Origin of the sequence: Streptomyces sp. NBC_00370, assembly GCF_036084755.1 — a bacterium.
Lineage (GTDB): Bacteria > Actinomycetota > Actinomycetes > Streptomycetales > Streptomycetaceae > Streptomyces.
On the sequence record NZ_CP107968.1, the window covers coordinates 4,612,569 to 4,626,447 of the forward strand.

Here is a 13,879-nt window from a genome sequence, read left to right on the forward strand (position 1 = left end):
CCCCCCGGCGGGCTATGCTCGGGTTGTTGTGCCTGGGCCGTTAGCTCAATTGGTCAGAGCAGCGGACTTTTAATCCGTTGGTTGTGGGTTCAAGTCCCACACGGCCTACCCCACCAGGTCCCTTCGGCTGCCGGCTGTCAGCCGGTGGGCCGGGAGAGTACGTCGCGTGCCGTCTGCGGCTCCCGGCCCAGAAGCTTGCCGAGCAGGGGGTCGACGCCGGCGAAACCGCCCTGTCGTGCGGTCCGGTAGAAGCCGAGCTGGAAGCGCGCCATGAACTCTTGCGTGCCCTGGGCGACCTGGTCGGCCATCCACTCTTCCTCGTCCGTGACGACGAGCTCGACGGTGTGCCCGGTGAGTTCCGAGGCGATCTCGGCGATCTCCTCGAACGTCGGCGCGGCGCCGGCGGTGAGCGTGGTGGGTGTGCGCGGGGCCGAAGGGGCTGTCGAAGGCGGCGGCCTGGTGGCTGGTGTAGAGGATGCGCCCCCGGCGCCCGCGGTGACGGCGGCCTCGACGGCGGTGCGGTGCAGAGCCAGGGCGCGGTCCGGATCCGGTTCGTTCGCGGAGACGAGCAGCAGCTGGTCGGCGCCCTCGAAGGCGCGGCCTCGCGGACCTCGCCTGGGAGGCGGTCTGCGCGACGATCCTGACCGGCGGATCCGCCGGGGCGCCCGCCGGTCCGGTCGCCGCCGCCGTCACCCTGCGCGCCGCGCTGCCGGAACTCGCGACGCTCACCCCCCACGAGCGCGCGCTGTTCGGCGACTGGCTGGACCGCGTCTCCGGCGCGTGAGAGCGGTTCGGGACACCGACTCTGGTCCGGCGCCCTGGTTGTGAGCTGCTGGGCTCAATTAATGGTGATGATTTTCATATTCCAGTACCGGCTCTGGTTCTGACAATCGTTTCCATCTAGCGTCATGGACGTCCGGAGCGTCGGCAGCCCGCCGAGCCGTCCGGTCTCGCTGAGGAGATTCCGTTCCATGAATGCTGTCCGCACCCGGCTCGCCGTCGGCGGTGTCGCCGTTCTGGCCGCGACGAGCGTCGCCGCCTGTTCCAGTTCCTCGTCGTCCGGCGGCGCCGTCAAGGACGGCGGGGGGCCGATCCGGGTGGTGGCCGCCGAGAACTTCTGGGGGAGCATCGCCGGCCAACTGGGCGGCAGCCATGTGCAGGTGACCAGCATCATCGACAACCCCGACGCCGACCCGCACGACTACGAGCCCACGGCGGCCGACGCGCGTACCGTCGCCGACGCGCGGTACGCGATCGTCAACGGCGTCGGATACGACTCCTGGGCGGGCAAGTTGCTGGCGTCCAGCCCGTCGTCCGGGCGTACGGACCTGACCGTCGGCGAGCTGGTCGGCGTCAAGGCCGGGGGCAATCCGCACCGTTGGTACTCGCCGGACGACGTCCACCAGGTCGTCGAGCGGATCACCGCCGACTACAAGAAGAAGGACCCGGCGGACGCGGCCGACTTCGACAAGCTCAAGAAGACCTTCGAGACGACGACCCTCGCCCCGTACAACAAGCTGATAGCGGACATCAGGGCCGCCTACGCCGGCACGCCCGTCGGCGCGTCCGAGTCGATCGTCAGCCCGCTCGCCGAGGGGCTCGGGCTGAAGATGCTGACGCCCGACTCCTTCCTGAACGCGGTCAGTGAGGGCGCCGACCCGACCGCCAAGGACAAGTCGGCCATCGACCGGCAGATCGCCGATAAGAAGATCAAGGTCTACGTCTACAACAGCCAGAACGCGACCCCCGACGTGCGGGCCCAGGTCGAGGCGGCCGAGGCGCACGGGATTCCGGTGGCGACCGTCACCGAGACGCTGACCCCGGCCGGTGCCTCCTTCCAGGCCTGGCAGGTACGTCAACTCCAGGGCATCCAGCGGGCGCTGGCCGATGCGGCGCGCCCATGACCGCCCCTGTGGTGTCGATGCGCGGCGCCGCCGTGCGGGTCGGCGGGCGGACCCTGTGGTCCGGGGTCGATCTGGACGTCGGCGCCGGGGAGTTCGTGGCCGTGCTCGGACCCAACGGGGTCGGCAAGTCCACGCTCGTGAAGGTCCTCCTCGGGGTACTGCCCCCGGCGGCCGGTGAGGTACGCGTGCTCGGCGGACGGCCGGGCCGGGCGGGGCGCCGGGTCGGCTGTCTGCCGCAGCGGCGCAGCTTCGACGCGTCCCTGCGGATGCGCGGCACCGACATCGTGCGGCTCGGCTGGGACGGCGACCGGTGGGGCGTGCCACTGTTCGGCGGCCTCCGGGCCGCCGGCCGGGCGCGCGGCCGGGCGGCGGCCGACCGGATCGCCGAAGTGATCGCGCTGGTCGGCGCCGAGGCGTACGCGGACCGGCCGATCGGGCGCTGCTCGGGCGGCGAGCAGCAGCGGCTGCTCATCGCGCAGGCGCTCGTACGCCGTCCTGAACTGCTGCTGCTCGACGAGCCGTTGGACAGCCTCGACCTGCCGAACCAGGCGGCGGTCGCCGCGCTCGTCGGCCATGTCTGCCGGGCGGAGGGGGTCAGCGTGATCATGGTCGCGCACGACGTCAACCCGATCCTGTCCCGGCTCGACCGGGTGGTGTATCTCGCCGAGGGCGGTGCGGTGGCCGGTACTCCGGCGGAGGTCATCACATCCGCGACGCTGAGCCGGCTCTACTCCACGCCCGTCGAGGTGCTGCGGACCTCCGACGGCCGGCTCGTGGTCGTAGGACAGCCGGAGGCACCGGCCGTCCACACCGACCGGCACGCGGGGGCCGGCCGTGCTGACGGCTGACGTGTACGGCGCGGCGGGCGCGGCCGGGCTGTCCGCCGGGTGGTCCGTCGGGCCCGGCGGCTGGTCCTGGAACCTGCTCACCGACCTGCGCCAGATGTGGGCGTTCCCCTTCATGGTCAACGCCTTCCGGGCCGGCACCCTGATCGCGGTGGGGGCCGCCGTGATGGGCTGGTTCATGGTGCTGCGGCGGCAGAGCTTCGCCGGGCACACGGTGGCGACCGTCGGCTTCCCCGGCGCCGCGGGCGCCGCGCTGCTCGGTGTCGGCGCGGTCTACGGGTACTTCACGTTCTGCGTCGCCGCCGCGCTCGTCATCGCCGCGCTGCCGCGCGCCGGGCGGGCGGCCGGCGGGCACGAGTCGGCCGTCACAGGGACCGTCCAGGCGTTCCTGCTGGCCTGCGGGTTTCTGTTCACCACGCTGTACAAGGGGCTGCTCGGCGGGGTCACTTCGCTGTTGTTCGGCAGTTTCCTGGGGATCACCACAGCCCAGGTGTGGCTGCTGTTCGCCGTGACCGCCGCCGTCCTCGCGGTGCTCGCCGTCATCGGCAGGCCGCTGCTGTTCGCCTCCGTCGACCCGGACGTGGCCGCCGGTCGCGGCGTACCGGTACGGCTGCTGTCCACGGCCTTCCTCGTGCTGCTCGGCGCCGCGGCGGCGGAGGCGAGCCAGATCACCGGCTCGCTGCTGGTGTTCGCGCTGCTCGTGATGCCGGCGGCCACGGCGCAGATCCTGAGCGCCCGGCCCGCCGTGAGCCTCGCGCTGTCCGTGGCCATCGCCGTGGCGGTGACCTGGCTCGGGCTGATCACCGCGTACTACTCCCCCTATCCGATCGGTTTCTACGTGACGACGTTCGCGTTCGCCGGCTATGTCGTCGCGTACGTCATGACCCGCTCCGTGCGTTTCGCCGGCGGCCGGACATGAGGCCGGGCACGGGCGTGGGCACGAGCGCCGGACAGGTCATCGCCGCGCCCGGCTGGGCCGGGGCGCTGACGCACCCGTACTTCCAGCACGCGCTGCTCGCCGGCACCGCCATCGCCGCCGCCTCGGGGCTCGTCGGCTACTTCCTCGTACTGCGCGCCCAGGTGTTCACCGGCGACGCGCTCAGCCATGTGTCCTTCACGGGCGCGCTCGCCGCGCTCGCCCTCGGCTACGACCTGCGGCTCGGCCTGTTCGCGGCGACCATCGCCGTCGCGCTGCTGCTCGGGACCCTGGGGCGCGGTGGCCGGGCCGACGACGTGGCCATCGGCTCCGTCTTCAGCTGGATCCTCGGCCTCGGCGTCTTCTTCCTCACCCTCTACACGACCTCGCGCAGCGCGGGGAACGGCGGCGCCGGGGTCAACGTCCTCTTCGGCTCGGTCTTCGGGCTCTCCGCGGGGCAGGCACTGACCGCTGCCCTGGTCGCCGCCGGTATCTGCGCGGCCGTCGTCGCCATCGCCCGGCCGCTGCTGTTCGCGTCCGTGGACGAGGCGGTCGCGGCGGCGCGCGGGGTGCCCGTACGGCTGCTGGGCTTCGTGTTCCTGGTGCTGGTGGGCGCGTGCGCGGCTGAGGCGACCCAGGCCGTCGGTTCGCTGCTGCTGCTCGGCATGCTCGCGGCGCCCGCCGGCGCGGCCCAGCGGCTCACCGACCGGCCGTACCGCGCGCTCGCCCTGTCGGCCGGGCTCGCCGTCGCCGAGATGTGGGCCGGGCTCGGGCTGAGTTACGCGGTGCCCGGCGTGCCGCCGAGCTTCGGCGTCATGGCGGCGGCCACGGCGGTGTACGGCGCGGCGTACGCCCTCGGCGCACGGGGCGGCGCGCGCGGTTCGCTGCGCCTTCCGCTTACGCCGTAGCAGGTCACACGCCCGGACCCGGCAAGGCGCGGCCCCGGCCGAAAAGGCCATGTACTGAGCGGAGTTGAGCTGTGGCAGACTGCGCGCATCTTTCACCGCCCGGGGGTGTGATGTGAGCGAGCCCAGGTCGGCTCCGACGATCGGTCAGCTCGTGCTCAGCAGGCAGTTACGTGCCTTGCGCGAGAACGCGGGCTTCAGCCGTGAGAAGGCGGCCAAGCTGCTGCGGGTGACCGTCGGGACGGTGCGCCGGATGGAGATGGCGGAGGTCTCGCTGAAGATTCCGTATGTCCAGACCTTGCTGCCCGCCTACGGTGTCGCCGACGTCGACATGGAGACCTTTCTGCGGCTGGCGGACGAGGCGAACCAGCCGGGCTGGTGGCAGCGGTTCTACGACGTACTGCCCGAGTGGTTCAGCGGCTATGTCAGCCTCGAAGAGGCCGCGATGACGATCCGCTGCTACGAGCCGCACTTCGTGCCGGGACTGCTCCAGACCGAGGCGTACGCACGCGAGGTGCTGATCGCCGGCGCGATGGGCCGGCTGGACCTGGACCGCGTCGACCGCCATGTCGAACTGCGCACCCGGCGCCAGTCCCTGCTGACCCGATCCGAGGACGCGCCCGCGTTCTGGGCGGTACTGGACGAGACGGTCCTGCGCAGGACGGTCGGTTCGCCGGCGGTCATGCGCGAACAGGTGGAACGGCTCCTGGAGGCCACGGAACTGCCGAATGTGACCCTGCAGATAGCCGAGTTCGCCGCCGGCCACCACGCGGGGACGTACAGCCCCTTCGTACTCTTCCGCTTCGCCGTGCCCGAATTGCCCGACATGGTGTACATCGAGTATCTGACGGGCGCGCTCTATCTCGACGAGCCGGACGAGGTCGCGGGACACATGGAGGCCATGGACCGCATGGTCGCCCACGCGGAGACCGCCGCCCGCACGAAGCAGATCCTGACCGCCCTCCGCAAAGAGCTCTGACCGCGCCCCACTATGCTTCGGGGTGCGGGCCGTTAGCTCAATTGGTCAGAGCAGCGGACTTTTAATCCGTTGGTTGTGGGTTCAAGTCCCACACGGCCTACGTGAGGCGCCAGGTCAGACGGGTCTGACCTGGCGCCGTCCGCGTTTCAGGCGGGCTGGCTGGTGCCGCAGGGGTAGCAGATGTACCAGCCGTCCTGCGTACGCGTCATCTGCCCGCCGCACTTGGTGCACGCCATGGGGCCTCCCGACTTTCGGCACGTCACTCTCAGCACGTCCTGGGCCTGAGTATTCAGATCACGTGCGAACAGGCGTCGGCTATGTGTGTCTTCGGCCCGGATAGATGACAGGGGGCGCCCTGGGTTGACCCCGCCCCGCCGGCGGCCGCAGGGCGGTGGCGCACACTGGTGGGCAGTGGGGCCGCCGACCGCCGTGTGCCCGCTCTCCACCGGACGGGAAGTGGCTCATGGCCGACGGGACAGCAGGGGGCAGGAGCCTCGCCGACAGTGCCCGGCAGCCGCTGCTGCGGCTGCGGGGTGCCGCGCGCAGTTACGGGAGCCGGCTGGCGCTCGCGCCCGTCGATCTCACGCTGGAGCGCGGTGAGTGCGTGGCGCTCGTCGGTGCGAACGGGTCCGGCAAGTCCACCCTGCTGCGGCTGGCGTCGGGCCGGGAGCAGCCGACGGCGGGGCGGGTCGAGTTCGACGGGCGGAAGATGCGCGAGGAGGACCCGACCACCCGCGCGCGGGTTGCCGTGGTCGGTGACACCGTCGCCTGTTACCCCGATCTCACGGCGCGGGCGCATCTGCTGCTGGTGGCCATCGCACAGGGCGTCGGCGACGAGGCGGGGGAGTGGGCCGACCGGGCGCTCGCCGACCGGGGGCTCGGGGCGCACGCCGACAGTTACCCTTCAGCGCTGTCCTCGGGCCAGCTCCAGTCCCTGCTGCTGGCCACCGCCTTCGTCCGGCCGCGCGAGCTGCTCATCCTCGACGAGCCGGAACAGCGCCTCGACCCCGGCGCCCGTGGCCGGCTGGCCGAGCAGCTGCGGGCCGAGAAGGAGGACGGGGTCGCCGTGCTCGTCGCCACCCACCACACGGATCTGGCCCTGCGGACGGCGGACCGGGTGGTCGTCCTGGACGAGGGCAGAGTGCTCAACTCCGGCGACCCCGCCGCCGTCCTGGCCGAGCTGACCCTGTGAGCGCGGCCGAGACAACGCTGGCCGGCGACGCCCTGCCCGAGGACGACGACGAGGCACTGCCCGCTGACCACGACGCGTACTGGGACGAACTCACCGACGACACCCTCGCCCATCTGCGCCGCATACGAGCCGACGCGCGGGCCCAGCAGCGCCGGGACACCGCCTTCGCCGTGTACGTCACGGTCCTGATGGTCGGCACGTACGGCGGCTTCTACACCATCCAGGTCATCCAGGACGGCACGTTCCACGCGCAGGTCGCCCGGCCCGACATCCCCTGGCAGGCCGCTCTGCCGTACGCGGCGACGGCCGTCTGCGTCCTCGCGCTGCTCGCCGTGCTGCGCACCGCGCGCTGGCGCGGCCCCGTCCTGCTCGACGCGCTCACCGTCGACTGGCTGCTGCCGCTGCCGGTGCGCTGGGACCGGCTGCTGCGGCCCAAGTTCCGGGCCGCCGTCGCCAAGGGCGCCGTCGGCGGTGTGCTGCTCGGCGCGTTCGGCGGGCTGAGCCTGTGCCTGGCGGGGCTCGGCCCGTTCCCCGTCGACCTGCTGGCCGGGGCGCTCGCCGGCGGCGCCTTCGGCGTACTGACCGTGAGCGCCTCGGCGTTCGTCGCCGTGCGCGGCGGGCGCGGGAGCGCCTGGTGGACGCTGCTGCTGAGCGCCCTCGCCGTGCTCTTCGTCCTCCAGGCCGTACTCGCCTGGTACGGACACCGCAGTGGGCCGCTGGAGAACGTGGCGCTGTGGTCGGGGCCGTGGGGCTGGGCCGCGCACACTCTCGTCCTCGCGACGGGCGGCAACGCCGTCGTGTCCGGGGTGGGCTGGCTGCTTGCCGCGGTGCTGCTGGTCGGCTCGGCCGTCGGCTGCGCGCTGTGGGCGGGCCGGCAGGCGCCGCTGATCAGCGGCGAGTTCCTGCGCGAGCGCGCCCGTACGGCCGACGGCATCGCCGCCGCGGTCGGCACGGCGGACCTGCGCCGGTTGCGGCTCGCCGCCCGCGCGGGCGCGGGAGACACGCACGTGGACCGGGCCCGCTGGAGCCCACGGCCGCCACGCCGCCGCAGCCTGCTGATCCCCTGGCGCGACGCCGTCGCCCTGACCGCGGCCCCCGCCCAGGCGGGCTGGGGCCTGGCGTGGTGGACCGCCGCCTTCGCCGCCTCCTCGACGGCCGTCGCCGCCGACACGACCGCCGCGCGGCTCTGCGCCCTCGCCGCCACGCTGGTCTTCGGCTATCTGGCGGCGGGCCGCTGGGTCGAACCGGCCTGGACGGAGGCGGACGATCTGCGCCGCTCCCGGCTGCTGCCGTACCCGTACCCCTCGCTGATGCTGCGCCACGCGCTGCTGCCGACGGCCGCCCTGGCCGGTACGGCGGCGGTCGGCTGCGGCGTACTGGCCCTGCTCGGGCTGCCGGTCATGCCCGGCGTCGCCGTCCTCGTGTCGGCGCCCGCGCTGGTGGGCGCCGCGCTGGTGTCGGCGAACCGGGGGAGCATGCCGCAGGCGCTGTTCATCGGGACCGACACGATGATGGGCAACACGGCGCCGGTGCAGGTGCTGCTCTGGTACGTACGGGCGCCGCTGGTCATCTGCACGGCGCTGGCCCCCGCCGTGTACTACCTGTCCGGCGGTACGGCGCACCCGACCGCGCTCGTCGTCTCGGCGGCGCTGGTGGCGGCGGCGACGGCCGGCGCCCTCAGCTGGACCTGCGGCAGGGCGCGGCGGCTCTACGCTCAGTAGCGGCGCCGTGACGTGGGGTGGAGCGCGGGGCGGCCCCGGGTGGGGTGTGACGGAATCGGCGGGGTCCAGGGGAAAAGAAAAGCCCCGAGAGGCTGCGGAGCGGCCAGGATCGTCGCACTCTTGGGCCTATGAGTGATGCACCGATCGTCGTACACCGGGCGTCCGGGACAGGCGGCCGGCGGGTCACCGTCCGCGGGCAGATCATGGGACTCGCCCACTCGGACGACCACCTGGTCGAGTTCCTGCGGCTGGCCGGCCTGCCCGACGCCTTCGATCTGCTCGACGATCCGGGCTGGGTGGAGTGGCAGGGCGGCCTCCCGCACGAGTACGGCTCGAACTGACGTCCTCGGGCTGACGCCTGCGTCTCTCTCCGCATTCACTCCGCCACGATGGCCGCCAGCTCCGTCAGGCCGTTGACGCGCCAGTCCGCCGCCTCGACCACATCCGGGTCGTCCGCCCACAGGAAGCCCCACGGCCCGCGCCGCAGATGCGCGGTGCGCAGCCCGGCCCTGCGGGCGGGGAACAGGTCGTACGCGGGGTGGTCGCCGACGTACAGCGTCCGGTCGGCCGGCGCCTGTGCCACCTCGACGACATGCGCGAAGAACTCCGGCAGCGGTTTGGCGGCGCCCCACTCGGCCGACGTGGCGACCAGGTCGACGGGCAGGTCGAGGCCGCGCAGCAGTTCGCCCGCCCTGACCGTCTGGTTCCCCGCGAGGACGACCCGGACACCGAGCGCCTGGAGCCCGGCGAGCGCGGGGCGTACGTCGGGGTAGAGGTCGGACTCGTCCAGATGCTCGCCGCGCCCCGCGCTCTCCCGCGCGCGGTACGCCTCGGCCACGTCCATACCCGGTTTGATCAGGCGCAGGGCGTCGGTCGCTTCCCTGTTCTGCGCGGTCACCGCCCCGGCGAGAGCGGACATGGTGTGCCGGGGAACGCCCAGCCAGTCGGCCCAGGAGGCCCAGTAGCGGTCGTCGCGAACGAGGGTCTCGCCGACGTCGAACACGATGGTTTCAATCACCGGTCCAACCCTAGGGTGCGACTCTCCGCCGATTGTCAGTGGCTGGCCGTAGCCTTGCTCCCATGTTCGCTTATCCGTCCGCTTCTTCGCGTTCTTCCCGCGCCCGCGGTTCCGTGCGGTCCGCGGCCGTCGTCAATTCGGAGATCCGCGCCCTCTGGGCGCAGGCAGGTGCCGGCCTCTCGCCGGCCGAGCAGGAGCGCTATCAGCGACTGCTGGTGGAGTGGTCGGCGGCGGTGAAGGCCGAGGTCGTGACGGCGGCCTGAAAACCGTGGCAGCCCGAGAGTGGAGATGATCTTGATCGGGATGCCGTAGAGTTGGGTTTACCGACGCGGGGTGGAGCAGCTCGGTAGCTCGCTGGGCTCATAACCCAGAGGTCGTAGGTTCAAATCCTGCCCCCGCTACTCACCACCGAAGGCCCGGATCCACACTGGATCCGGGCCTTCGGTGATTCCGCCGCCCGACCAGGCGCAAGAGCTCGCTGTCAGAGCTTGCGTCGTCCGGCCGAGGGGCGGATCGTCGGAGTGGACGGCCGGATCTTCGCCGGGCGTGCCGGTAGCCCACTCGGTCGATGCGGGTCGCAGCCCGGCGCGGCAGCGGCCAGCCTTGGTGGGGCGCGGTACCGTCCGCGACCGTAGCCGGAGCGGCAGGAGAGACAACTGGTGGGGATGCTTGGGAGCCGTAAGACTCCGGCAGCGCGCAGAGTGCAACGCGCGGACGGCGACCAGAGCCCCCGCGCGCGCTGGATCGTGCGCTGTATGCCGGCTTTCGTCATCTTCGTCGGGGTCGTCTTCGACTCGGCGACCCCCACCCGCTTCACCGCGTCCCCCTTCTTCGCCGCGGCCCCGCTGGTCGCCGCGCCCTTCTTCACCCTGACGGGCACCCTGCTGACGGGCACCGCCGCCGTGGCGATCGACATCGTGCTGCGCGTCTTCGGGGACGGGCTCTTCAGACTCCAGGCGTTCACCGAGCTGCTGACGATCCTGGTGGTCTCCGTCCTCGCGCTCGCCATCAACCGCATCGTCCGCCGCACCAACGAGCGGCTGACCTCTGCCCGGATCATCGCCGAGACGGCCCAGCGCGCCGTCCTGCCGACGCCCGCCGACCGGATCGGCGGGCTGCACATCGCCGCGCGGTACGAGGCGGCGCAGGAGGGCGCGTTCATCGGGGGAGACCTGTTCGCCGTACAGGACACCCCGCACGGCGTACGGCTGGTCGTCGGCGACGTGCGGGGCAAGGGGCTCGGGGCCGTCGAGACGGTGTCCGTGGTCATCGGCGCCTTCCGGGAGGCGGCGGAGCAGGAGAGCTCGCTGGAGGGGGTCGCGCAGCGGCTGGAGCGCGCCATGACCCGCGAGGGCGCGCGGCGCGGCACCATCGATCTCTTCGAGGGGTTCACCACCGCCGTGCTGGCCGAGATCCCGCACGGCAAGGACGTCGTGCGGCTGATCAACCGGGGGCACCCCGAGCCGCTGATGCTGTTCGCCGACGGCGCCGCGCTGATGCTCTCGCCGACCGAGTTCGCGCTGCCGCTGGGGATGGCCGAGCTGGGCGGGTGGCCGGACCGCGCCGACGAGATCGACTACCCGACGGGCGCGACGCTGCTCTTCTACACGGACGGCCTCTCCGAGGCGCGTGACCGGCAGGGCGTCTTCTACGACCCGCGCGGCCGGCTGGACGGGGTGATCTTCCCGGGGCCCGACGAACTGCTCGACGCGATGATCGGCGACGTACGGGTGCACACGGGCGGCGGCCCCAACGACGACATGGCGCTGCTCGCGGTCAGCAGGCCGGCGGAGGGGCAGCCCGAGCGGCGCAGAACGATGCCGGTCGTGCCGTAGGGCCGCGCTGGTCGTGCCGTAGATCGCGCGTATCGCTCGCCGGATCCTGTCCGGATCCCGTCCCGCTACCTTCCGTGTTCGAACGGCGCCCCTGCGCATAACTACTGACACACCATCAGAAACACGTGTGGGTCCGTAAACCCGTCAACTCGCCCACTTGCGCCTGCATGTGTCCTGTTACGTCCGATGCGAACTTGTTAACGATCACCGGGAACAGCTTGGAATAACGGCCTGGTCTCTATTAACGTTCGATAACGCAGCGCGGTCGTCCCAGCCGTCGTCAGAGATGGCGCCGTGCGCACGCGCCGAATCCCGCAAGGGAACCGGGGAACCAACAATTGGGGTGAATCGGGAGTTTCTTGCTGCCGCAAAGCAGCGAGTCGCACCCGTAGGAGACCTTCCTGCTCCGAACCCGTCAGCTAACCCGGTAGGCGAGAAGGAAGGAAAGGAGAGCGCCCCAGTGGCGTCCAACAAGCCTGCCCCCGAGGCCTCCCTCGAAACATCTCCCTTCGGCGGCCTCGCCACCGAAGCCCCGCCGGACGGGGCCTGGGGCGACTGGAATCCCACCGGTGAGTGGAATCCCACCGAGGAGTCCGTCCTCCCGGTACGCGGCAGGCATCGCGTCGCCAAGCAGCGCAACGGACTCGCCCGCAGCTCCACGGTCCTCGGTGTCGGTGTCATCGCCGCCGTCGGCGCCGGCGGTATCGCCACGGCGCAGGAGAAGCCCGCGGTCTCCATCTCGCTGCCGGACGCGATAACCGACCACATCCCGGACGCCAAGTCGCTGCCCGGTGTGAGCGCGCTGCTGCCGGACGAGACCGAGCCGAACATCCTGGCCAGCGCCCCCCTCGGCGGCACGGACCTGGTGGCGAGCTCCGCGGTCCAGCACGGCGCGACCGCCGGCGGCGACGCGGGCGAGGCCCTGCGGGCCCGGATCCTCCAGCAGGCCGAGCACCAGCAGGCGGAGGCCGACCAGGCGGCCCAGGCGGCCGCCGAGACCACCGCGGCGAAGCAGGCCGAGGCCGAGGCGAAGAAGCAGCAGACCGAGGCCCAGAAGAAGGTCGAAGAGGCGAAGCAGAAGGCGGAGGAAGCGGCCAAGAAGAAGGCCGAGGAGCTCCGGCTCGCGAAGCTCGCCTCCAGCTACACCCTCCCCGTCGCCTCGTACACGATCACCTCCACCTTCGGTGAGGCCGGCTCCATGTGGGCCTCCGGCTACCACACGGGACTGGACTTCGCCGCGCCCACGGGCACCCCGATCAAGGCCATCCACAGCGCTACCGTCAAGTCGGCCGGCTGGGCCGGCTCGTACGGCTACCGCACGGTCCTGGAGCTGGAGGACGGCACGGAGCTGTGGTTCTGCCACCAGTCCTCGATGACCGTCACAGCGGGCCAGAAGGTCACCACCGGCGATGTGATCGGCCGCGTCGGCGCGACCGGCAACGTGACCGGGCCGCATCTGCACCTTGAGGTGCACACCCCGGACGGCACCGGTATCGACCCGAACGGATGGCTGCAGGCCAGGGGCATCAACCCCTGACCCCACCAGACCCCGGCGGCTCCGGCGCTCACCCCCCGACGTCGGAGTCGTCGGTCTTTCGGCGTTCAATGGACGAATGACCGATCTGCGAAAGCTGGGCACCTCCGACCTCCACGTCTCCCCGCTGGCCCTCGGCGGCAACGTCTTCGGCTGGGGCGCCGACGAGGCACAGTCCTTCGCCGTACTGGACGCGTACACGGCGGCGGGCGGCAACTTCATCGACACCGCCGACTCGTACACCGCCTGGGTCGACGGCAACGAGGGCGGCGAGTCCGAGACCATCATCGGCGACTGGGTCGCCTCACGCGGCAACCGCTCCGACGTCCTGATCGCCACCAAGGTCGCCAGCCACCCGAAGCGCAAGGGGCTCGCGCCGGCGAACATCAAGGCGGCGGTCGAGGACTCGCTGCGCCGACTGCGTACCGACTACATCGACCTGTACTACACGCATGTCGACGACACGAGCGTCTCCGTCGAGGACATCGTCACGACCCTCGACCAGCTGGTGAAGGAGGGCAAGGTCCGCGCGGTGGCCGCCTCCCAGATCGGGCCCGAGCGGCTGTCCGAGTCCGTCACCTTCGCCGAGAAGGAGGGCCTGGCCCGCTATGCGGCGCTCCAGGTCAACTACAACCTCGTCTCGCGGGACAGCTACGAGGGCGAACTGCGGGACGTCGTCGCCCGGCACGGGCTGGCCGCCGTGCCGTTCTTCTCGCTCGCCCGCGGCTTCCTGACCGGCAAGTACCGGCCCGGCACGACCGTCGAGAGCGTACGCAGCGAGGGCGCGGCCGAATATCTGAACACCGACCGTGGTCCCCGGGTCCTCGCCGCGCTCGACCGGGTCGCGGGGGCGCACGGCGCCGAGGTCGCGACCGTGGCGCTGGCCTGGCTGGCCGCGCAGCCGACCGTCGCTGTGCCGCTCGCCTCCGCGCGTACGGTCGAGCAGCTGCCGTCGCTGCTGGCGGTCGCGGATCTCGAACTGACGCCGGAAGAACTCGCGGAGCTGACGGCGGCCTCGGCGTAGGGGCGC

Annotated in this window: 14 protein-coding genes, 3 tRNA genes and 1 riboswitch; of the genes, 15 read left to right on the forward strand and 2 right to left on the reverse strand. The window is 71.9% G+C overall.

Translation table 11 applies throughout. The annotated features are described in order from the left end of the window. Positions 1-34: 34 nt before the first annotated feature. Positions 35-108: transfer RNA gene (locus tag OHS57_RS20590), tRNA-Lys, on the forward strand. A gap of 29 nt (positions 109-137) precedes the next feature. Here the strand turns inward: OHS57_RS20590 and OHS57_RS20595 are convergent. Next, entirely contained in the window at positions 138-308 is a 171-nt protein-coding gene (locus OHS57_RS20595; protein ID WP_328582950.1) for a hypothetical protein, read from the reverse strand. A 663-nt stretch (positions 309-971) separates the two neighbouring features. Here OHS57_RS20595 and OHS57_RS20600 point away from each other — a divergent pair. The 9 genes from OHS57_RS20600 (at position 972) to OHS57_RS20640 (ending at position 8,803) form a co-directional block, all read left to right on the forward strand. Then, positions 972-1,904, forward strand: a complete 933-nt coding sequence (locus tag OHS57_RS20600; RefSeq protein ID WP_328582951.1) for a metal ABC transporter solute-binding protein, Zn/Mn family — start codon at positions 972-974, stop codon at positions 1,902-1,904. Beyond that, positions 1,901-2,752 (forward strand): metal ABC transporter ATP-binding protein, encoded by an 852-nt coding sequence (locus OHS57_RS20605; RefSeq protein ID WP_328582952.1) that lies wholly within the window; start codon positions 1,901-1,903, stop codon positions 2,750-2,752. The genes OHS57_RS20600 and OHS57_RS20605 overlap by 4 nt, the downstream gene beginning before the upstream one ends. Further along, positions 2,739-3,668: a metal ABC transporter permease gene (locus OHS57_RS20610; protein ID WP_328582953.1), complete on the forward strand. Its 930-nt coding sequence runs from the start codon at positions 2,739-2,741 to the stop codon at positions 3,666-3,668. The genes OHS57_RS20605 and OHS57_RS20610 overlap by 14 nt, the downstream gene beginning before the upstream one ends. Positions 3,669-3,682: 14 nt before the next feature. Next, the gene (locus tag OHS57_RS20615) at positions 3,683-4,573 is read left to right on the forward strand and encodes a metal ABC transporter permease (protein ID WP_241778509.1); all 891 of its coding nucleotides are present in this window, start codon (positions 3,683-3,685) and stop codon (positions 4,571-4,573) included. Between the two features lie 112 nt (positions 4,574-4,685). Then, positions 4,686-5,549 carry a helix-turn-helix domain-containing protein gene (locus OHS57_RS20620; protein ID WP_328582954.1) on the forward strand — a complete coding sequence of 288 codons (864 nt, stop codon included), beginning with the start codon at positions 4,686-4,688 and terminating at the stop codon, positions 5,547-5,549. A gap of 26 nt (positions 5,550-5,575) precedes the next feature. Beyond that, positions 5,576-5,649: transfer RNA gene (locus OHS57_RS20625), tRNA-Lys, on the forward strand. A 363-nt stretch (positions 5,650-6,012) separates the two neighbouring features. Beyond that, entirely contained in the window at positions 6,013-6,741 is a 729-nt protein-coding gene (locus OHS57_RS20630) for an ABC transporter ATP-binding protein (RefSeq protein ID WP_041986815.1), read from the forward strand. Then, complete coding sequence (locus OHS57_RS20635) at positions 6,738-8,462, forward strand: hypothetical protein (protein WP_328582955.1); 1,725 nt, start codon at positions 6,738-6,740, stop codon at positions 8,460-8,462. Before OHS57_RS20630 ends, OHS57_RS20635 begins: the two co-directional genes overlap by 4 nt. Positions 8,463-8,590: 128 nt before the next feature. After that, on the forward strand, positions 8,591-8,803 hold the full coding sequence (locus OHS57_RS20640) for a hypothetical protein (protein WP_041986810.1): 213 nt from the start codon (positions 8,591-8,593) through the stop codon (positions 8,801-8,803). Positions 8,804-8,838: 35 nt separating this feature from the next. Here OHS57_RS20640 and OHS57_RS20645 read toward each other — a convergent pair whose 3' ends face one another. Then, a complete protein-coding gene (locus OHS57_RS20645; protein WP_041995498.1) occupies positions 8,839-9,477 on the reverse strand; it encodes an HAD family hydrolase in 639 nt (212 codons plus the stop codon). Between the two features lie 65 nt (positions 9,478-9,542). On the opposite strand from OHS57_RS20645, the gene OHS57_RS20650 reads away from it, so the two are divergent. From OHS57_RS20650 to OHS57_RS20670, 5 genes are all read left to right on the forward strand, one after another. Then, positions 9,543-9,743 (forward strand): hypothetical protein, encoded by a 201-nt coding sequence (locus tag OHS57_RS20650; RefSeq protein ID WP_063779629.1) that lies wholly within the window; start codon positions 9,543-9,545, stop codon positions 9,741-9,743. A 64-nt stretch (positions 9,744-9,807) separates the two neighbouring features. Next, positions 9,808-9,881: transfer RNA gene (locus tag OHS57_RS20655), tRNA-Met, on the forward strand. A gap of 264 nt (positions 9,882-10,145) precedes the next feature. Then, positions 10,146-11,315 (forward strand): PP2C family protein-serine/threonine phosphatase, encoded by a 1,170-nt coding sequence (locus OHS57_RS20660; protein ID WP_443043085.1) that lies wholly within the window; start codon positions 10,146-10,148, stop codon positions 11,313-11,315. Positions 11,316-11,608: 293 nt separating this feature from the next. After that, positions 11,609-11,764: riboswitch (cyclic di-AMP (ydaO/yuaA leader) on the forward strand. A gap of 11 nt (positions 11,765-11,775) precedes the next feature. Continuing rightward, positions 11,776-12,852, forward strand: coding sequence for a M23 family metallopeptidase (locus OHS57_RS20665; RefSeq protein ID WP_041986805.1), 1,077 nt, complete (start codon positions 11,776-11,778; stop codon positions 12,850-12,852). 76 nt (positions 12,853-12,928) lie between these two features. Beyond that, positions 12,929-13,873 carry an aldo/keto reductase gene (locus OHS57_RS20670; RefSeq protein ID WP_328582956.1) on the forward strand — a complete coding sequence of 315 codons (945 nt, stop codon included), beginning with the start codon at positions 12,929-12,931 and terminating at the stop codon, positions 13,871-13,873. Positions 13,874-13,879: the final 6 nt, after the last annotated feature.